Source organism: Streptomyces sp. 796.1, assembly GCF_047525675.1.
Lineage (GTDB): Bacteria > Actinomycetota > Actinomycetes > Streptomycetales > Streptomycetaceae > Streptomyces.
Genome location: NZ_JBLIWA010000007.1, coordinates 77747 through 97851, shown reverse-complemented (window position 1 = coordinate 97851; position 20105 = coordinate 77747). Strand labels below are relative to the sequence as shown.

13 protein-coding genes and 1 pseudogene are annotated in these 20105 nt (G+C 74.4%); 4 read left to right on the top strand and 10 right to left on the bottom strand.

Going from position 1 to position 20105, the window contains the following annotated elements; all coding sequences use genetic code 11:
- Window positions 1-353: 353 nt before the first annotated feature.
- The 3 genes from ACMA1D_RS07095 to ACMA1D_RS07085 form a co-directional block, all read right to left on the bottom strand.
- Window positions 354-1628, bottom strand: a complete 1275-nt coding sequence (locus tag ACMA1D_RS07095) for a ribonuclease D (RefSeq protein ID WP_414723017.1) — start codon at window positions 1626-1628, stop codon at window positions 354-356.
- 493 nt (window positions 1629-2121) lie between these two features.
- The gene (locus ACMA1D_RS07090) at window positions 2122-2784 is read right to left on the bottom strand and encodes a response regulator transcription factor (protein WP_349994522.1); all 663 of its coding nucleotides are present in this window, start codon (window positions 2782-2784) and stop codon (window positions 2122-2124) included.
- A gap of 706 nt (window positions 2785-3490) precedes the next feature.
- Complete coding sequence (locus ACMA1D_RS07085; protein ID WP_414723016.1) at window positions 3491-4156, bottom strand: DUF3000 domain-containing protein; 666 nt, start codon at window positions 4154-4156, stop codon at window positions 3491-3493.
- A 91-nt stretch (window positions 4157-4247) separates the two neighbouring features.
- On the opposite strand from ACMA1D_RS07085, the gene hemE reads away from it, so the two are divergent.
- On the top strand, window positions 4248-5324 hold the full coding sequence (gene hemE / locus ACMA1D_RS07080) for a uroporphyrinogen decarboxylase (protein ID WP_414723015.1): 1077 nt from the start codon (window positions 4248-4250) through the stop codon (window positions 5322-5324).
- A gap of 135 nt (window positions 5325-5459) precedes the next feature.
- Here the strand turns inward: hemE and ACMA1D_RS07075 are convergent, their stop codons facing one another.
- From ACMA1D_RS07075 to ACMA1D_RS07060, 4 genes are all read right to left on the bottom strand, one after another.
- The gene (locus tag ACMA1D_RS07075) at window positions 5460-6866 is read right to left on the bottom strand and encodes an FAD-dependent oxidoreductase (protein WP_414723014.1); all 1407 of its coding nucleotides are present in this window, start codon (window positions 6864-6866) and stop codon (window positions 5460-5462) included.
- A gap of 161 nt (window positions 6867-7027) precedes the next feature.
- On the bottom strand, window positions 7028-7738 hold the full coding sequence (locus ACMA1D_RS07070) for a hypothetical protein (RefSeq protein ID WP_414723013.1): 711 nt from the start codon (window positions 7736-7738) through the stop codon (window positions 7028-7030).
- A gap of 437 nt (window positions 7739-8175) precedes the next feature.
- Window positions 8176-9066, bottom strand: a complete 891-nt coding sequence (locus ACMA1D_RS07065; protein WP_414723012.1) for a hypothetical protein — start codon at window positions 9064-9066, stop codon at window positions 8176-8178.
- Window positions 9067-9329: 263 nt separating this feature from the next.
- Complete coding sequence (locus ACMA1D_RS07060) at window positions 9330-10520, bottom strand: thiolase family protein (protein WP_414723011.1); 1191 nt, start codon at window positions 10518-10520, stop codon at window positions 9330-9332.
- 360 nt (window positions 10521-10880) lie between these two features.
- Between ACMA1D_RS07060 and hemG the strand changes: the two genes are divergently transcribed.
- Window positions 10881-12326, top strand: coding sequence for a protoporphyrinogen oxidase (gene hemG / locus ACMA1D_RS07055; RefSeq protein ID WP_414723010.1), 1446 nt, complete (start codon window positions 10881-10883; stop codon window positions 12324-12326).
- Between the two features lie 111 nt (window positions 12327-12437).
- Window positions 12438-13154 (top strand): hydrogen peroxide-dependent heme synthase, encoded by a 717-nt coding sequence (gene hemQ / locus ACMA1D_RS07050; RefSeq protein ID WP_414723009.1) that lies wholly within the window; start codon window positions 12438-12440, stop codon window positions 13152-13154.
- Between the two features lie 128 nt (window positions 13155-13282).
- On the opposite strand, the gene ACMA1D_RS07045 is transcribed toward hemQ, so the two are convergent.
- The 3 genes and pseudogenes from ACMA1D_RS07045 to ACMA1D_RS07035 form a co-directional block, all read right to left on the bottom strand.
- Complete coding sequence (locus ACMA1D_RS07045) at window positions 13283-14167, bottom strand: TIGR04222 domain-containing membrane protein (RefSeq protein ID WP_414723008.1); 885 nt, start codon at window positions 14165-14167, stop codon at window positions 13283-13285.
- A gap of 157 nt (window positions 14168-14324) precedes the next feature.
- The gene (locus ACMA1D_RS07040; protein WP_414723007.1) at window positions 14325-15437 is read right to left on the bottom strand and encodes a TIGR04222 domain-containing membrane protein; all 1113 of its coding nucleotides are present in this window, start codon (window positions 15435-15437) and stop codon (window positions 14325-14327) included.
- A 956-nt stretch (window positions 15438-16393) separates the two neighbouring features.
- Window positions 16394-17302, bottom strand: a pseudogene (locus ACMA1D_RS07035) (DUF692 domain-containing protein); the annotation flags it as partial.
- A 452-nt stretch (window positions 17303-17754) separates the two neighbouring features.
- Here ACMA1D_RS07035 and ACMA1D_RS07030 point away from each other — a divergent pair.
- On the top strand, window positions 17755-20067 hold the full coding sequence (locus ACMA1D_RS07030; RefSeq protein ID WP_414723006.1) for a transglycosylase domain-containing protein: 2313 nt from the start codon (window positions 17755-17757) through the stop codon (window positions 20065-20067).
- Window positions 20068-20105: the final 38 nt, after the last annotated feature.

Genomic DNA, 20105 nt, shown 5'->3' with positions numbered 1-20105 from the left:
ACAGGGCAGGTCACCCGGCAGAGCTCACCGCAGGCGTAGCGGCGGGGCTCACACCGCCATGCTACTTACGAGTAACCAAGCTGCCCACCCCCTGCGGGCTAAGCGGCGTAGATCACACCGGGATCATTCCCGGATCACCCCGGCGGCCTTTCCGGCGCGTCCCGGCAGCGCCGCGGGGCCGTCCGCCCCGGGCCGTCCGGAGCCTTCCGCGAGCGCCGCGGGGTCGGGCCGGGCAGCGCGTGCCGCGACCGCCGGGCGGACCGGCGGGGGAGGTCGGTCGAGCGGACCGGTCGCGGGCGCCCGTGCACGCCGAGCGCACCCGAACGCGTCGAGGGTGCCTATCCGCGCGTCACTCAGGCAGCCGTCGCGAGCAGCGCCTTGGTGAGGGCCGGCGTGACCAGCTCGATCTGCCAGGGCCTGGCCCCGTACCCGCCGAGCACCGAGGCGACGCTCTCCGGCGTGGCGTTCGCCGGCGGCTCCCAGCACAGCCGGCGCACCGTGTCGGGGGTGATGAGGTTCTCCTGCGGCAGGTTCAGCCGCTCGGCGATGGCGCTCACCGCGGAGCGGGCGGCGGCGAGCCGGGCGGCGGCGGCCGGGTCCTTGTCGGCCCAGGCGCGGGGCGGCGGGGGGCCGTTCAGCGGCTGGCCCGGCTGCGGCAGCTCCGTCTCGGGCAGCGCGCGCGCCCGCTCGACGGCCGCGTGCCACTGCTCCAACTGGCGGCGGCTCATCCGCTGCCCGAACCCCGGCAGTGCGGCCAGCGCGCGGGGCGTGGTCGGCAGCGCCAGCGCGGCCTCCACGATCGCGCCGTCGCCGAGCACCTTGCCGGGGGAGATGTCGCGCCGCTGCGCCACCCGGTCCCTGGCCTCCCACAACTCCCGCACCACGGCCATCTGCCGGCGCTTGCGCACCTTGTGCATGCCTGAGGTGCGCCGCCAGGGGTCCTTGCGGGGGGCGGCCGGCGGCGCCGCCGCAATGGCGGCGAACTCCTGCCGGGCCCACTCCAACTTGCCCTGCTCCGCGAGCTCGGCCTCCAGCGCGTCGCGCAGGTCCACCAGGAGCTCCACGTCGAGCGCGGCGTACCGCAGCCAGGGTTCGGGGAGCGGCCGGGTCGACCAGTCGACCGCCGAGTGCCCCTTCTCCAGGGCGTAGCCGAGCACGTTCTCGACCATCGCGCCGAGCCCCACCCGGGCGAACCCGGCCAGTCGGCCCGCGAGCTCGGTGTCGAAGAGCCGCTCCGGGACCATGCCTATGTCCCGCAGGCACGGCAGGTCCTGGGTGGCGGCGTGCAGCACCCATTCGGCGTCCGCGATGGCGGCGCCGAGTTCGGAGAGGTCGGGGCAGCCGACCGGGTCGACGAGGGCGGTCCCCGCCCCGGCGCGGCGCAACTGGACCAGGTACGCGCGCTGTCCGTAGCGGTAGCCGGAGGCGCGCTCGGCGTCCACGGCCACCGGCCCCGAACCGGCCGCGAAGGCCGCGATGACCTCGGCGAGTGCGGTGGAGTCGGCGGTGACCTCGGGGATGCCCTCGCGCGGCTCCAACAAGGGGACCGCTGCCGATGGGCTGTCCGGGGGGCCGCCCCCGGTGGTTCGCAGTGTCGTCTTAGCTGCGGCTTCTTGGGCGTCGGTCACCCATCAAGGGTATAGCTCGCACCGATCGATGACCTGCCCTGATTCCACACCCTGGGCGATCACCTGCGACCACCACGCTCAGTAGTTCCCAAGCCCACACCAAGGGGCTATTTCCGGCATCCATGCTCACCGCCCCCGACCAGCGCGAAGGCGTGGGACGACCGCCCGCGCCCCCGGCCGCCCCACTGCGGGCGCCCCGCCCAGAAGCCTGGTGTACCGCTTGTATGCGTCTGGTGCACTTCTGGTACACCGCTGGTGCACGGCTCGTGTACTGCTCGTGTGCCGCTTGTCTGCTGACCGCGTACGGATCGGGTACGGGCTGGGCGTGGGCCGGGCGCCCCGCGCGGCCGGCCGTCGTGGTCCCGGGGTCGGGCCGGACGGGCATGACACGCGCCCGCCGGCGGGACGTTGCCGTCGACGGGCGCGGGGCTCGTGCGGGGAGCGCCCCGGTGGCTGGGGCGGTGGGCGCGGGGGAGGGGAGTGGGGCTCGGGGTCAGTGGATGATGCCGGTACGGAGGGCGACGGCGACCATGCCGGCCCGGTCGCCGGTGCCCAGCTTGCGGGCGATCCGCGCCAGGTGGCTCTTGACGGTCAGCGCGGACAGGCCCATCGAGACGCCGATGGCCTTGTTGGACTGGCCCTCCGCCACCAGCCGCAGCACCTCCACCTCGCGTCCCGACAGTTCCCGGTAGCCGCCGGGGTGGCCGGGGGCGCCGGGCGGCCGGCGGTGCAGCCGGGCCGCGGTCGCGCCGACCGGGGCGGCGCCGGGCCGACCGGGAAGGCCGAGGTTGGTACGGGTGCCGGTGACCACGTACCCCTTGACGCCTCCGGCGAGGGCGTTGCGGACGGCCCCGATGTCGTCGGCGGCCGACAGGGCCAGGCCGTTGGGCCAGCCCGCGGCACGGGTTTCGGAGAGCAGGGTGAGCCCCGAACCATCGGGGAGGTGGACGTCGGCGACGCAGATGTCGCGCGGGTTTCCGACTCGGGGGCGGGCCTCCGCGATGGACGACGCCTCGATGACGTCCCGTACCCCGAGCGCCCACAGGTGGCGGGTCACGGTGGAACGGACTCGGGGGTCGGCCACGACGACCATGGCCGTCGGCTTGTTCGGGCGGTAGGCGACCAGGCTCGAAGGTTGCTCAAGAAGAACAGACACCAGGCCTCCTGGAGGGAGTGGCGAAGCGGACGCCGAGCTCGGGGGGATAAGCGGGGCGTTCCGTGCGGGAAGGGTCATGTGATCCTTCGGCAGCTCAGGTGCGGGGCTTTAGAGAGCGATCGTGGAATGTTTGGTAACAATTGAGAAGAAAAATGGACTAGATCCCTAAATGTCGAACTCGGCGGCAGCGAGTCGGGCGTGGCGGAACCGGGCGGCACGAGGACGGGCGCGGCGGCATCGGCGTGCCCTGCGGAGTGCGGTCCACCGGGCCGCGGCGGTGGCCCGGGCCGTGGGAACGCCGCAGCCGCCCGACGGGTGCGCTGCGGCGGACGACGGCCGGCGGCCGGGGCGGCTGGCGTGGGCCGGGTCGTACGGGGGAGGCCGCGCGCCCCCCGCCCGGTGCGTACGCCGCGTACGTCGCGCGGTGGCCGGTGGGGCGCGGCGGTGGCGACGGCGGCTCGCCGCGCCGTGCCGGGTGGGGCTGTCCGCCCCCGTGCGAGGGCTGCCCGAGGGCCGTGCGAAAGCCGTACGGGAGCGCTGCCCGGGCCCGGGCCCCCGCCCACGCGATGCGCGGGCCGCAGCAGCCACGACCACCGGAGCCACCGCGCCGGGGCCGGCAGGCCCGTAGACCGACCCGGGCGCGGGGCGATCCCGCGGGCGGATGGCGGGTCGGTCGGCGGCGGGGCCGCCGCAGCCGCCGCCGGGGTCAGCGGGAGAGCGGGCCGCGGCGCTGCGGGAGGGTGACCACGCTGGGGTCGCCGCTGCCCAGCGGCGGCAGGCCCGCGATCTGGCAGAGCAGGTCGCCCCAGGCGGAGAGGTGGGCGGCGGTGTCGGGCACCGGGGCGAGGACGCCCCGCCGGTCGGGTTCGCCCGGGTCCGCAGGGGTCCACGAGGCGCGGATCTCGATCCGGGTGGAGGGTTCGCGGTCGGCGAGGCCGCCGAAGAAGTGCGACCCGGCGCGGGTCACGGTGCCGCTGGGTTCGGAGTACGCGACGCCGCGCGCCGACAGCGCCCCGGTCAGCCACGACCAACACACCTCGGGCAACAGCGGGTCGGCCGCCATCTCCGGCTCCAGCTCCGCGTGGACGAGGGTGACCATGCGGAACGTGCCGTGCCAGGCGTCGTGCCCGGCCGGATCGTGCAGCAGGATCAGCCGGCCCTCGGCCAGCTCCTCGTCGTCGACGACCACCGCCGCCTCCAACGCGTACGAGAACGGCGCCAGGCGCCGTGGCGGTGGCGTCGGATCGATCTCCAGCTCGGGCCGCAGCCGCGCGTCGCGCAGCCCGGCGACCGCATGCCGGAACACGAGCGGGGTGCCCTCCCCGTCCGCGCCGTCCGCACCGTCAGCGAGGTGTCCGTGAGCCGCAGCCATGCGGGGAAGACTAGGCGGAGATCGGAGCTGGGTCGGGTAGGAACACCCGCATGGGCGGGTCACTCGTTCGGCCCGTGCGAAGATTTGGGACATGAGCGCCAACTCCCGGCCGACGAGCCAGCAGCAGACCGACCGCACCGCTGCCCACGACTCCGCGTTCCTGCGGGCGTGCCGGAGGGAGCCCGTTCCGCACACTCCGGTGTGGTTCATGCGGCAGGCGGGCCGCTCGCTGCCCGAGTACCGCAAGGTCCGCGAAGGCACCGCCATGCTGGAGTCTTGCATGCGGCCCGACCTGGTCACGGAGATCACGTTGCAGCCGGTGCGGCGGCACAACGTGGACGCGGCGATCTACTTCAGCGACATCGTGGTGCCGCTCAAGGCCATCGGAGTGGACCTCGACATCAAGCCCGGCGTCGGCCCGGTCGTCGAGCACCCCATCCGTTCGCGGGCGGATCTCGAACAACTTCGGCCACTCACGCCCGACGATGTGAAGTACGTCACTGAGGCCATGGGGATGCTCGTCGGGGAGCTCGGCGCGACCCCGCTGATCGGCTTCGCGGGCGCGCCGTTCACGCTCGCCAGCTATCTCGTGGAGGGCGGCCCGTCCCGCAACCACGAGCACACCAAGGCGCTCATGTACGGCGACCCGGAGCTGTGGGCCGACCTGCTCGACCGGCTCGCCGACATCACGGCCGCCTTCCTCAAGGTGCAGATCGAGGCCGGCGCGAGCGCCGTGCAGCTCTTCGACTCGTGGGTGGGCGCGCTGGCCCCGGCCGACTACCGCAGCTCGGTCATGCCCGCATCGACCAAGGTCTTCGAGGCGGTCGCCGAGTACGGCGTGCCGCGCATCCACTTCGGCGTCGGCACCGGCGAACTGCTGCCGCTGCTCGGCGAGGCCGGCGCGGACGTGGTGGGCGTGGACTGGCGGGTCCCGCTGGACGAGGCCGGCCGGCGCATCGGCCCCGGCAAGGCGCTCCAGGGCAACCTGGACCCCGCCCTGCTCTTCGCTCCGCGCCGCGCGGTCGAGGCGGCGACCGACGAGGTCCTGTCCGCCGCCCGCGACCTGGAGGGCCACGTGTTCAACCTGGGCCACGGCGTGCTCCCGGACACCGACCCGGACGCGTTGACCCGCCTGGTCGCGTACGTGCACGAGCAGACGCAGCGCTAGGCGCAGGGGCAGGAGCCCCGGGCGTGACGGGTACGGGCCCGGCCCACCGCGATGGCGGGGGCCGGGCCCGTACGCGTACTGCGCCGTCGAGAGCCGGGCCGTACGGGCGGCCGGGCCGCGCGGTCGGGCCGTTCCTCAGCGCCCGCCCGCGGCCGTGTCCTTGGCCACCGCGGCAGCCGCCTTGCGGGCCGCGACCAGGACCGGGTCCCAGACCGGCGAGAACGGCGGGGCGTACCCGAGGTCCAGGGCCGTCATCTGCTCCACCGTCATGCCCGCGGTCAGCGCCACGGCCGCGATGTCCACGCGCTTGGCCGCGCCCTCGCGGCCGACGATCTGCACCCCGAGCAGCCGGCCCGTACGCCGCTCGGCCAGCATCTTCACGTGCATCGGCCGGGCGCCCGGGTAGTAGCCGGCCCGGCTGGTCGACTCGATGGTGACCGTGACGAACTGGAGCCCCACCGCCCGCGCCTGCCGCTCCAGCAGCCCCGTACGGGCGATCTCCAGGTCGCACACCTTGCTCACGGCGGTGCCGACCACGCCGGGGAAGGTGGCGTAGCCGCCGCCGACGCCCGCGCCGATGACCTGGCCGTGCTTGTTGGCGTGGGTGCCGAGCGCGATGTGCCGGGTGCGCCCGGAGACCAGGTCGAGCACCTCCACGCAGTCGCCGCCGGCCCACACGTTCTGCTGCCCGCGCACCCGCATCGCCAGGTCGGTCAGCAGCCCGCCAGACTCCCCGAGCGGCAGCCCGGCCTGCCGGGCCAGCGTCGTCTCGGGGCGCACGCCGAGGCCGAGCACGATCACGTCGGCCGGGTACTCGGCGTCCTCGGTGACCACCGCGCGGGCCCGCCCGTCGGCGTCGGTACGGATCTCGGTGACCTGCGCGCCGCGCACCGTCTCGATGCCGAGGCCGCACATCGCCTCGTGCACCAGGCGCCCCATGTCCGGGTCGAGCGTGGACATCGGCTGCTCGCCGCGGTCCACCACGGTGACCCGGTAGCCGCGCTGCACCAGCGCCTCGGCCATCTCCACGCCGATGTAGCCGGCCCCGACGACCACCGCGCGCGGCGCCTCGCCGCCCTCCGCGGTGCGCAGCGCGTCCAGCAGCGCCTGCCCGTCGTCCAGGTTCTGCACCCCGTACACGCCCGGCGCGTCGATGCCGGGCAGCGGCGGCCTGACCGGCCGCGCGCCGGTCGCGATGACCAGGTCGTCGAAGCCCGTCCACGCCTCGGTGGCACCGGGTGCCGCAAGATCGCGGGTGCGCACCCGCTGCCGGTCGAGGTCGATCTCGGTGACCTCGGTCCGCATCCGCAGGTCGATGCCGCGCTCCCGGTGCTCCTTGGGCGTCCGCGCGATCAGCGCGTCGGGCCCCGCGACGCTGCCACCCACCCAGTACGGGATGCCGCAGGCCGAGTACGAGCTGAAGTGCCCCCGCTCGAAGGCGACGATCTCCAACTCGTCGGGCTTCTTGAACCGCCGCGCCTGCGACGCGGCGGACATGCCCGCCGCGTCACCACCGATGACCACCAGCCGCCGAGTTGCCATGCCGCGTGCTCCTCCATCGTTCGCCGAACGTGCGGCTTCACGGTACGTGGCGGCCGGGGGGCGGGCCGAAGGCAGTGGTCGTGGTGGTAGGGCCGTGCCCGACCCGGTGCAGTGGGCCGGGCCTGGGTGGCGGCAGTGGCCCCCACCCCTGTCCTTTTGCCCTACTCGTCTTCCCAGACCAGGTCGGACTCGTCCACGACCTGGTCGGCGGGCGGCGGCTTGAGGACGAAGCCCTTGGGGAGGGCCTGGAACGTCAGGGTCCGCTCCACCAGTCCCTTGGGGGTGTTGCTGCGCATCCGGTACCGCTTGGTCTGAAGGCGCGCGTCGTCGACCCAGATGTCGACCGTGAAGCGCTTGATGCCCCATTTCTTGAATTCGCTCATGGTGGCAGCGTTCTGCAACCGTTTGTCCCGGTTCTTCGCCGAATCGCGTAGTGCGGCGCTCATCCGGTCCACGGGCGTGGTGCCGCGGTAGTGGGTGGTGCGCACGCCTTCGATGACCTCTTTGCCGATCTTGCGGAGGCCGTCTACCGCTGATGTGTCGGGGGCGGAGTCCTTCGCCGCCCCGTCGAACGCGCCGTCCAGCAGCTCTGGTGCCCGCTTGGACCCCTTGATCCAGGGGGTGTCGCCCAGCCCCTCGCTGCTCTCCGCATCGCCCTTGTAGTACATCCAACCGTCGACGAGTCGAAATTCCATCTGCGGCTCGCCGCCCAGGCTCGGTACGTAGGTCCGACGGGCCACGGCCTTCGGCTTGTCGGTTATCACGAGCTCGTTGATCGTGAGCGGCTCCCCGGGTTGCCGCGCGGTCCCCGTCATGCGGAAGGACCCGTACTTCTTCCCGTTCTTCTTCATGGCCTCGCGCAGCTTCGCCATCTCATCCGTCCGGGGCGAACTCGTCCCGGTGGCGGGTGCGGAGCCGGGCGTGGCGCGTGGCTTCGCACTCGGCTCCCCGCTCCGCGCGCCCTGCGATGTCCCGCTGGGCCGCGCCCCCACCCGTCGCAGGTCGTCTTCGGCGGCGTTCGACGACGAGCCGCAGCCGGCTGCTGTGCCGCACAGGACGATGGTGCCGAGGAGGGCGCCGATGCGGTGTCTGTGGCGGTGGTTGGGTCTTTGTTGGTGTGTGCGTAAGGCGTTCGTCATATGTCCCACCCCTGTTGGTTATGGCGCGCTTTGTGTGCGGCTCGCGGACTGTAGCGCACGGATAGCGGACGGTTGGGTGGGGGGTGGGGTGAAGTTCCCTGGTGGGGTGGGGTGTTGCCGCGGCCCGGGGTGACGGCTTGGTGCTGCGCGCAGCGGGCCGCGGCGTGGCCTCAGGCGCCCGAACCGCCGCTGTCCGCAGCCGGGTCGGTGATCTGGTCGGGCGCGGGCGGGTCGATGCTGAAGCCCGAGTCGATGCCGTCGTAGGCCAGCCCCATCGCGAAGGGACCGGCGGGCGAGGTGCCCCGCATGACGTACTGGCGGAGCAGGCCGTCGGTGTCGATCCACAGCTCCAGCGTGAACTGCTTGATGCCCAGCGCCTCGTACTTCGCGATGCGCCGCGTACGGTCCGCACGCTGGGTCCGGTCCTTGACGGCGGCGAGTTCGGCGCGCAGGGCGGCCACGGTCACGGTGCCCCGGTAGCGGGTGGTCTCGGCGTTGCGCAGGGACTCGGTGCCCGTCTTGCGCAGGCCGTCGATCTTCGCGGGCGGCGTCGACGGGCCCATCGGGTTCTCCAGCATCCGGTCGGCCAACTGGTCCCAGCCGCCCTCCAGCGGCCCCGAACGCCCCTGCTTGACCCAGGGGGCGTTCCCGTCGACCTGGGTGTAGACCACGCGGTCGACGACGCGCTTGGAGCGCGAGTCGGCGGAGCCCGTTGTCTCATCGGCGCCTGCGAGGTCGACGTCCTCCCGGCTCATGCTGAACGGCTTGAAGGCCATGTCGGCGCTGGTGAACAGCTCCTTCTTGCCGGGCGCTGTGACATTGAGCGTGACGCGGATCGAGGTGGCCTGCTGGAGGCGGCGGGTGGCCGTGCGCACCGCCTCCGCCGGGGAGAGCTGGGCCGGCGTCGAGCTCGTACGCGCGCTCGGCGTGGACCGCCGGGGCTCGTCGGCCGCGTTCGACGAGGAGCCGCAGCCGGCCACCGTGCAGCACAGCACGGCACTGACGGCGACGAGCGCCGTCCGGTTGGGTCTGTGGTGGTGCTCCCGTAAAGCTGTGTTCATCTGCCCCGCCCCTTAGCGTGGTCGGACCCCTGCAGCCCGGCGCGCGGACCCTAGCGCGGGCCGAACGGGGCGCCGGGCGCGGGGTGGGGTGAACGAACCGGCAGGCGGGGCGGCGGGGCCGGCCGGTGTCGCGGCGGGGGCCGCCCGGCCCGGCCGCCTCGCGCGCACGCGTACGCGCGAGGCGGCGGAGAACGGGGCCGCAGCGGCGGGGACGGGGCTGCCGCGCGAGGCGGCGGGGGACGGGGCCGGGCGCGCGGCGCCGTTCAGCGTTCCAGCACCAGCGCCTGCCCCTGCCCCACCCCGATGCACAGCGCCGCGAGGCCCACGCCCGAGCCCGCCGCGGCGAGTTGGTGGGCGACCGAGCCGGCGAGGCGGGCGCCGGAGCAGCCGAGCGGGTGGCCGATGGCGATGGCGCCGCCGCGCGGGTTGACGATCGCCGGGTCGAGCTCGGGCCACTCCGCGAGGCAGCCCAGCGCCTGGGCCGCGAACGCCTCGTTCAGTTCGAACGTGGTCAGGTCGCCGAAGCCGAGCCCGCTGCGCTCCAGGACCTGCCGCACCGCCTGGATCGGACCGAGGCCGAAGTGCTGCGGCTCGATGCCGGTGACCGCCGTCGCCCTGATGCGGGCCAGCGGTTCGCGCCCGGTCGCCGCCAACCCCTCGGCGCCGCACAGCAGCAGCGCCGCCGCCCCGTCGCTCAGCGGCGAGGAGTTGCCCGCGGTCACCGTCCCCTGCGGGCGGAACGCGGGCCGCAGCCGGGCCAGCGCGTCCAGCGAGGTGTTCTCCCGGATCGTCTCGTCCCGGTCGAGGGCGGCGGCCGGGCAGGCCACCACCTCCGCCTCGTACGCGCCGTCCTTCCACGCCCGGGCCGCCTTGTCGTGGCTGGCCAGCGCGAACGCGTCCTGCGCCTGGCGGCTGATCTCGTACTGGTCGGCGATGAGTTCCGCGCCCTCGCCCAGCGAAACCGTCCACTCCGGCGCCATCTGCGGATTGGTCATCCGCCAGCCGAGCGTGGTGTTCAGCAGCGTCTGGTTGCCCGGCGGGAAAGCCCGGTCCGGCTTGGGCAGCACGTACGGGGCGCGGCTCATGGACTCGACGCCGCCGGCGATGACCGTCTGCGCGTCGCCGACGGCGATGGCCCGCGCCGCCTGCACGACGGCCTCAAGCCCGGAGGCGCACAGCCGGTTGACGGTCGCGCCCGGCACCGTGACCGGCAGCCCGGCCAGCAGCACCGCCATCCGGGCCACGTTGCGGTTCTCCTCGCCCGCACCGTTGGCGTTGCCGAAGTACACGTCGTCGATCCGGGCCGGATCGAGCTGCGGCGAGCGCTCCACGAGCGAGCCGAGTACGTGCGCGGCGAGGTCGTCCGGCCTCACGCCGGACAGCCCGCCGCCGTACTTGCCGATCGGCGTGCGAACTGCGTCGACGATGTACACATCGCGAAGGCGGTCATTCATGCGGTGGTGGTCCCTCGTCTGAAGGTGTGCCGGTGGATGACGGTGGTGCCAAGGCTGGTACGGGGCGGGGCGGGAGCGGCAACGGGCAGGCGGCGGTGCGGCCGGGTGCCACGCGTGGTGAGGCAGGTCGGAAGCCGGTGGCGCCGTTGCCGGGCCGGCCCGTCGGCGGGCAGCAGCCAGCCGGCCGACCGATCGTCCGTTCGGCCGGTGGGAGCAGCTCTGCGCATCGTGCGCCCCGCGCCGAGTCTCCGCACCATGGCACGCAGTGTCAATGGGGCCCGCACACCCGTCCGCCGACGGGGGCGCCGCCCGGGGTGGGGGCGGGGCGGGACGGACCCGGCGCGGTGAGAGAGTGGGGGTATGAGCGAATCGCACGTTCCGGCCCGCCGGGTGGTCGTCATCGGCGGCGGGATCTCCGGACTGACCGCAGCCCACCGGCTCCAGCACGGCGGCGCACAGGTCACGCTCCTGGAGGCGACGGGCAGGCTCGGCGGCAAGCTGTACGCGGGCGAGATCGCCGGCGTCCCGGTGGACCTCGGGGCCGAGTCGATGCTCGCCCGCCGCCCCGAGGCGGTGGACCTGGCGCGCGCCGTGGGGCTCGCGGACCGGCTGTGCCCCCCCGCCGCGTCGGCCGCCGGCCTGTACACCCGGGGCGCCCTGCACCCGATGCCGGCCGGCCAGGTGATGGGCGTCCCCGGCGACCTGACCACGCTGGCCGCTTCCGGGGTGCTCACCGACGCCGGCGTCGCCCGCGCGCGCGAGGACGCCGAACTGCCCCCGGTGGAGGTCGGCGAGGACATCGGCATCGGCGCGTACGTCGCCGCCAGGCTCGGCCGCGAGGTCGTCGACCGGCTGGTGGAACCGCTCCTCGGCGGCGTCTACGCCGGCGACGCGTACCGCATCTCGATGCGTGCCGCCGTGCCCCAGTTGTACGAGGTGGCGCGCGCCGGCGGGCCGCTCACCGGGGGAGTGGCGGCCCTGCTGCGGCGGGCGGCGTCCGCCGGCACCGCGGCGGGCCCGGTCTTCATGGGCATCGAAGGCGGCGTCGGCCGGCTGCCGCTGGCGGTGGCCGACGCGCTGCGGGCCGCCGGCGGGCAGGTGCGCCTGCACACCCCGGTGCGCGAGCTCACCAGGACCGGCGCCGGCTGGCGCGTGGTCACCGGTGACGGGGCCGCGCTCACCGCCGACGCGGTCGTGCTCGCGCTGCCTGCCGCCGCTGCCGCCCGGCTGCTGGCCGCCGAAGCGCCGGCCGCTGCCACCGAGCTCGCCACCGTCGAGTACGCGTCGATGGCCCTGGTGACCATGGCGTTCCGGCGCAGCGAGGTGAGCGAACTGCCCGCCAGCCGCGGCTTTCTGGTGCCGTCCGTCGACGGCCTGACCATCAAGGCGTCCACGTTCTCCAGCAACAAGTGGGGCTGGGTCGGGGACGCCGACCCGGAGCTGTTCGTGCTCCGTACCTCCGTCGGCCGGTACGGCGACGAGGCCGACCTGGAGCGCACCGACGCCGAACTGGTCGCCGCCTCGCTGACCGACCTCGGGACCGTCGCCGGGCTGCGGGCCCGCCCGGTGGCCAGCCGCGTCGAGCGCTGGGACGGCGGGCTGCCGCAGTACCCGGTCGGCCACCTGGCCCGGGTCGCGCGCATCCGCGAGCACGTCGCCGGGGTGCCCGGGCTCGCGGTGTGCGGCGCGGTCTACGACGGGGTGGGCATCCCGGCGTGCGTGGCCAGCGCGCACGCCGCGGCGGACGCGCTACTCGCGACGGCGACGGTGGCTGGGGCGGCGACTGCGACGGCGCCCGCCGGCTGAGCGCCCCAGCCCCCGATGTCGTGAAGACTCCCGGCACCCGACCGCCCCGGCACCGCGCCCGGCGGCGGGCGGCGACCGCCGGAGGCAAGGTGAAGAGTGAGAAGAGGAACGATGACTGCTGCTCCAGACAAGACGCCGAACGCGGGCAAGCGGGCCAAGGACCTCAACGAGGTCATCCGCTACACGCTGTGGTCGGTGTTCAAACTGCGCGACGTGCTGCCCGATGACCGCAGCGGCTACGCGGACGAGGTGGAGGAGCTGTTCGCGCAGCTCGCCGCCAAGGACGTGACGGTGCGCGGCAGCTACGACGTGTCGGGGCTGCGCGCCGACGCGGACCTGATGATCTGGTGGCACGCCGAGACGGCGGAGGCGCTCCAGGACGCGTACAACCGCTTCCGCCGCACCCGGCTGGGGCGCGCGCTCGAACCGGTGTGGTCGAACATGGCGCTGCACCGCCCCGCCGAGTTCAACAAGTCGCACATCCCCGCCTTCCTCGCCGACGAGGAGCCCCGCGCGTGGGTCAGCGTCTACCCCTTCGTACGGTCCTACGACTGGTACCTGCTGCCCGACGAGGACCGGCGCCGGATGCTGGCGGACCACGGCAAGATGGCGCGCGGCTTCCCGGACGTACGGGCCAACACGGTGCCGGCGTTCTCGCTCGGCGACTACGAGTGGCTGCTCGCCTTCGAGGCGGACGACCTGCACCGCATCGTGGACCTGATGCGCCACCTGCGGGCCTCCGAGGCACGCCTGCACGTCCGCGAGGAGGTGCCGTTCTTCACCGGCCGCCGCAAGCCGGTCGCGGAACTGGTGGCGGGGCTGGCCTGAACCACGTTCGCTGGCTGCGCGGCGTGGGTACGGGCAGCCGGCGGCACGGGGTGCCGCCCACCGTGGAGCGGGCGGGCGGCGTCGGCCGCGGGCCGCGCACACCGGCCGTGGCGCAAGCGACTGCGCGCTCAGTGGTGGCCGCGGTGCCTGCCACCGCGCAGCGCGGCCCGTAGCGCGGGGTCAGCGAGTCCGGCCGCGCCGTGGATGGCCAGCACGGTGAGCGCGGCCCTGGCGGCCCGGGCGTCCGCGTCGTCCGATGCCCGGCCGGTGACGCCGGCCGGGCCCGCGCCCGCGGCGGGCTCCGCGGGGGCGGTCCTGGCGGGGCCCGGCTCGGGCAGCCGGTCCTCGCGCGGCGGTACGGATATCTCGCCGAGCCGCTGCTGCCCGGCCGGCGAGGCCCACCGCGTGTACGGGTGGACCTCCACGCGCGCGATGACCAGACAACCCGTGGTCAGCACGAGGGGCAGCGCGAACCAGGCGGCGACCGGCCCCGCCCCGGTCGTCGGCGGCACGATCGCCAGCGCGGCGAACGCCGCCACCAGCACCAGCACACAGGCGCCGCGCACCAGCGAGACGGCGGACGCCACGCCGTTCCTGGCCGCGTCCGGCACCGCCAGCCCCGCGGCCACCAGCCGGTCGGCCAGGGCCCGTACGGCATCGGCCGCCGCGAGCGCTGAGCGCACCGGCGACACGGGCGCCTGCCCGGCCGAGCCGACTGCGCGGATCAGCGAACGCTCCAACTCGTCCCGGCCCACCGGGTCGACCACCGTCACCCAGCCGGTGTGCGCGAGCAGCAGTCGCCGCTCGCGGTGCATGGCGACCAGGGCGAGTTCGCTCACCCGGTACGGGCCGCCGGACAGGAACGCCGTCTCGTACAGCGTCAGGGCCCGGCCGGCATCGGTGGCGGCGGGGGCGTCGGCGCCCCGCGCGGCGGCGACGGCCGCCTGGCACAGCCTGGCGCAGGTGACGATCGCCGCGACCCAGGCGACCACGAGGAAGAGAACCCACAGCATGGCCGATTCTTACTCGGCCAATTCCCGCTCCGCCACGATGTGTTCACGATACGGACGGTCGGTGTGCGGGCGGTCACCGACGGTTTCCTCCCGGCGGGGGAGCCGGCCCCGGCCGGCCGCGTGTGGTCCCGTGCGGCTGCGTGTGTCCCGCGTGGTCTCAGCCGCCACCCCCGCCGCCGCAGCCACCCCCGCCACCACCGCAGCCTCCTCCGCCGCCACAACCGCCGCCCCCTCCGCCTCCGCCTCCGCCACCACCACAAGCGCCGCCGCAGGCGCTCCCACCACCGCAGCCCCCGCCGCTACCCGAGCTGACCCCGCAGGAGGAGAGGCCGCAGCCCCCCGGAGTGGCGCAGCCGCCGGTGCCGTTGCCGCCGCCGCTGCTGCCGGACCAGCCACCGCTCTTGCCACCGGCGGAGGTCCGCACCGACGCTTCGAGCGCCGTGCCGCACCAGGCGACCACCGCGGCCCCGGCCGCCGCCGTGCCCGCCGCCGCTGCCCCGGCCGCGGGCTGCCCGGTCAGGCTGCGGCGCGCGGCCTCCCGCAGCAGCGTGCGCACCTTCTCCTCCATCACCGCCGTGCCGCGGACCGCGATGCGGGACTTGGACGTCGCCGAGGTGTTGCCGGCGACGCCGCGCGACCGGGCGTACGCGGTCAGGGCCGTGCGCCCGGCACGCGTCACCCGGCGGCCGAGCGCCCGCTGACAGCCGAGGGCGGCCAGCGCCCCGAGGAACAGCGGCGGCAGCAGCGCCGCCAACAAGGTCCACGGGGAGTCCGAACCGAAGGTGGACACCATGGCGATCACCGCGAGCGCCAGGCACGCGTACTTGACGACCCGGCACCGCAGGCGCCAGTGGTCACCCGCCCCGGGCCGCACCATCAGGCCGCGCACCGCGAGCGCGTCGCCGATCTGCTGGACGGTGGGGCTGCGCATCACCTCGCCGCGCAGCCAACCGAGGCTGCCGTACGGGGAGCGGGCGTGGGCCGCGACGACCTCGCCCTCCACCGGATGCCGCGGCTTCACCCGCTTCACGGTGACCACACCCGGCTCGATGAGCTTGATCCGCTTGTCGGTGTGCATGGAGCACAGGACGAGGTCGGCGACCCGGCCGGGCCCGCCCGCCAGGAACGCCGCCTCCCACAGGTCGTCGGCGTCCGGCTCGCCCACCGGCGTCGGCCGCGCACGGCGGGCCCGTACGACGCCCTGCACCAGGTACGCCACGGCCGAGGCGACGGCCACGTAGGCCGCCACGGTGAGGCTCGTGAGGATCATGCCCGCCCCCAGCGCAGTCGGGCGGCGCGCCACAGCCGCGCCGCGGGGTGCCCGGTGGGCGGCGCCGGTTCGGCGCGCTCCTGCCACCAGGCGGTGAGGCTGCGGCGCAGCGCCGGGTCCCGGTGCTCGTCGGCGGCCAGCAGGTGTTCGACGAAGGCCAGCGCGTCCCGCCGGTAGCCGGCACTCAGCGGGCGGCTGCGGGCGTACGCCCAGAACGCCGGCCGGTAGTCGGCGCCGAGCAACTGCGGGAGTTCGGGGGCCACCCTGGCGATCACGTCGCAGCGCTTGGCGAGCAACGCCCGCCCCTGCACCCGGATGCGGGCCCGGTCGAACCCCTCGGGCACCGGCGTGCCGGCGACCAGCGCCGAGAGCAGGGCGGTCTGTGCGAGCGCCACCTGTTGCCGCACCGGGTCGGCCACCTCGCGCGCGCCCGCGGGCGATGCGGGGCGGGCCGGGCCGGCCTCGGAAGCCGGGCCTGCCGAGGTGGTCTCGTCGGCTTCGGCTGTCTTGGAAGCGCCGGCTGCTTCGATGGTGTCGCCGGTGTCGCCGGTGTCGCCGGTGCTGCCGGTCGCGGAAGCCCCGCCCGGCCTGGCTGCCCTGTCGTCCGCGATGCCCGCGATACCTGCGATGCCCGCCACGGCCGCCGCGGTGGCCAGGGCCGGGGCGGCGGCAGGGTGCGCGGCGCCCGGCGCGGCGACGGCCGCTACTGCGGGCGGGTGCGGATGGCCGACGCGTGCCGGGCCGCGCGCCCTGCGGGCCAGTGACACCGGGTGCCGCTGCCGTGTCCCGCCACCGGGCGGACGCGGCCCGGCCGCCGAACCGGCGGCGTGCGGCAGCGAGCCACCCGACGGCACGCACCCGCCGGGGCCACCCGGCGACCCGGGCCCGCCAGGGGCGCCCGGCGTTGTGTACCCGCCAGGGCCACCCGGCCGGCGGGCCTCCACCTCAGCCACCTCAGCCGCCGGCTCGGCCGTCACCCCGGCACGCTCGGCCGCGGCCCCGCCTGGTCCGGCAGCTCCGCCCACGGCGGGGCGCCGCCCGGTCGTCCCCGTCAGTACGGACCGGATCGCATCGAGCTCGCCCGCGAGTTCCGCCGCGGCGGGGAACGCCTCGTCGCGCTCCAGCAGGACGCCGGGCGGCGCCACCCGGGCGCACAGTTCGGCGAGGACGTCGAGGACCGGCTCGGTCACCGGGTGCGCGTGGCTGTCGTGCCAGATGCCGTCGCGCTCGACGCCGCCGGCCACGTGGACGTACGCCAGCGCATCGACGGGCAGCGCGTCCAGCGTGGCGGCCGGGTCCTCGCCCCGGTTGACGTGGTTGGTGTGCAGGTTGGCCACGTCGATCAGCAGATGGACCCCGGTCCGCTCCACGAGCTCGGTCAGGAACTGCCCCTCGGTCAGCTCCTCGTCCGGCCAGCGGAACAGCGCCGCGATGTTCTCCAGCGCCAGCGGGACCGGCAGCGCGTCCTGCGCGATGCGGACGTTGGCGCACAGCACGTCCAGCGCGTCCCGGGTGCGCGGCACCGGCAGCAGGTGCCCGGCCTCGATGCCGGGCGAAGCGGTCAGCGGCCCCCCGCCGCGTACGAACGCGATGTGTTCGGTGACCAGCGGGGCCGCCAGCGCCTCGGCCCGCTCGGCGAGCGCGGCCAGCCGCTGCGGGTCCGGGCGGGTGGCGTCGCCGAGCCCCAGCGAGACGCCGTGCGGGACGACGGTCGTGCCGCCGTCCAGCAGCGTGCGCAGGGCATCGGGCAGATGGTCGGGGCAGATGTTCTCCGCCACCACTTCCACCCAGTCGATGCCCGGCAACTGCGCGATGTCGGCGGCGATCTCCGGTCGCCAGCCGATGCCGATGCCTAGCCGTTCCATGGCGCCCCCCTGAAATGCGCGACGGTCCGCGTGCGAGAAGTCTTCGCCCCCACAAGCGGGGACGAACCGCACTCGCGTTTGGTTCAGAGCTTCTTTTGAGGTTGCCCTCCCGGCCGTCCGGGGCCGGAGGGCGGGGTTCCCCGGGCGCCCGGCAGGGGCGGGCGCGCCCGGCTCCGAACCGATCCGGAACCGGGCGCCTACGGAGCCGCCCCCGCCGGTGGTGGTTCCGATTTTCCAGCGCCTTGGCAGAAGGTTGAGTGATGATAGGCACGCAGACCCGGATACGTAGATTGCTCTTGCACGAGTCCGCTAATGTCAGCACTGCTACGAACTTGTGCGGTTCTCTTGCGAAAGCTGTTCACAAGGCGCCATAGGGTCGGACGGTTATGGGGGCGCAGTGGATGCGGCAGCGCGCCGTGTTCACCGTGTCGCACGCGGGACGTGGGAGAGACGTGCGGATCGGAAAGCTGTTCGCTGCGGCCAAAGCGCGGCGCAACGGGGAGACGGGCGGCGCGGAAAACGCGGGGGACCAGCCCACCGCCACCGGCGGCGCCAGCAGGCTCCCCGACGACCACACCATCTCCTTCGGCATCGTCACGCCCGGCTCCGCCTCCCGCGGCGGCCCGCGCGTTCCGCCCCCGCCGGGCACCCCACCGCCCTCCGCACCGCGGGCGTCCCACGCCGCCGCGGACGGTGAGGCCGCGGACGGCACGGGCGCGGCGACCGCAGGCCGCTCCACCGACGAGACCGCCAAGGGGCGCACCCCCGCAGGTGGTACGGGCCGTAGGCGCAAGAGCCGGCCGCAGCGCGCGCGTTGGCTGCGCCGCCCCTGGGTGGACTATCCGCGCGCGGGCAAGCGCGGCGTGCGCCGCTGGATACCCTCCTGGCGACTCTCGCTCGGCCTCTTCCTCTTCGTCTTCGGAACGCTGTCCGGCGTCGTCGGATACGCGTACTCGCAGACCGAGATCCCCGAAGACCTCAATGACTTCGCGACCCAGCAGGACAACGTCTACTACTGGGCGGACGGCACCGAAATGGGCCGCACCGGCCAGATCAACCGGCAGGCCACCGCGCTCGACCGGGTGCCGGAAGACGTGCGCTGGGCGGTGCTCGCGGCCGAGAACGCCTCGTTCTACTCCGACAGCGGCGTCTCGCCGACCGGCATGTTCCGCGCGGTGACCCGCATGGTGACCGGCGGTGAAACCCAGGGCGGCTCCACCATTACCCAGCAGTATGTGAAGAACGCCTATCTGAATCAGCGGCAGGACCTCTCGCGGAAAATCACCGAGATGTTCATCGCCATCAAATTGGACAACAAGCTGAGCAAGGACGAGATTCTAGAGGGATACCTCAACACCAGTTGGTTCGGGCGCGGCACCTATGGAATTCAGCGCGCTTCGTACGCGTACTACCGCAAGGACGTTTCCGAACTGACGGTGAGCGAGGGCGCCTTCCTCGCCACCTTGCTCAAGGGCGCCGGCATGTACGACCCGCACATCAGTGACGCCAATCGGCGGCGGGCCGTGGAGCGCTGGAACTGGGTGCTGGACCGGATGGTCGAGATCGGCAAGCTCTCGCGCGACGAGCGGAAGGCCATCACCGAGTTCCCCGAGCCGCGCAAGCAGCCGCAGCCGGCCGGGCTCGACGGGCAGACCGGCTACCTGGTGGAGACCGCCCGCGCCTACGTCGCCGCGCACACCGACATCGAACCCGCCGACTTCGACCTGGGCGGCTACCAGATCCGCACCACGTTCGAGAAGCCCAAGGTGGAGGCGTTGGCCGCGGCGGTCAAGAAGGTTCGCGGCGGCCTCAAGCCGGATCAGCGGGAGGCCGACAAGCAACTGCGCATCGGCGCCGCGACGGTGGCCACCGACGGCCGGATCGTGGCCCTGTACGGCGGTCCCGACTACGTCAAACAGGGCTTCAACGACGCCAACGCCTCCAACGTGCCGGCCGGCACCTCCTTCGCCCCCTTCGTCTACGCGGCCGGGCTGCAACAGGGCGTGCTCAAGGAGCGCGGCGCGGCCCGCAGCACCGTCACCCCGGCCACCGTGTACGACGGCGACGACAAGGTGGCCGTGCGCACCCCTGAGGGCCCGTACTGGGACCGCAGCGGCAAGATCGTGCGGGCCCGCAACGACGGCGAGAAGTCCTGGGGCAAGATCAGCCTGCACCAGGCGGTGGTCAACTCGGTGAACACGCCGATCATGCAACTCGGCATGGACGTCGGGCTCGACCGGGTGCGCAGCACCGCCGTGGCGACGGGGATGCTGCCCAGCAGCTTCGGCGAGCAGGTGCCGGCGCTCTCGCTGGGCACCGCCAAGCCGAGCGCGATCCGGATGGCCAGCGCGTACGGCACCTTCGCCGCCCGCGGCCAGCACACCGAGCCGTACTCGGTGACCCGGCTGACCCGCAACGGCGACGCCGTCGACCTGAGCATGCCGACCGGGAAGCAGGTGTTGCGCCCGGAGGTCGCCGAGGCGGTGGACGGGGCGCTCAAGGACTCCGTGCGCAGCGGCGCCGCGAGCGCGGCGGGCGTGGTGGGGGCCGGTGCCGCGGGGAAGGCGGGCACGGCGCAGGACGACACCGCCGCCTGGTTCGTCGGCTACCGCGACACGCTCGTCACCTCGGTCGCCGTCAGCAGGCTCGACCCGAAGACCCACGAACTCCAGCCGCTCGACGGCATGGGCGGCGACCCCACGCCGAAGACGGGCAACGGCTACCCGCTGCGCATCTGGACCGACTACCTACGGGCGGCGCGCTGACCGGTGGGGGCGGCGGCTGAGCCGCCCGCCGCGGCCGG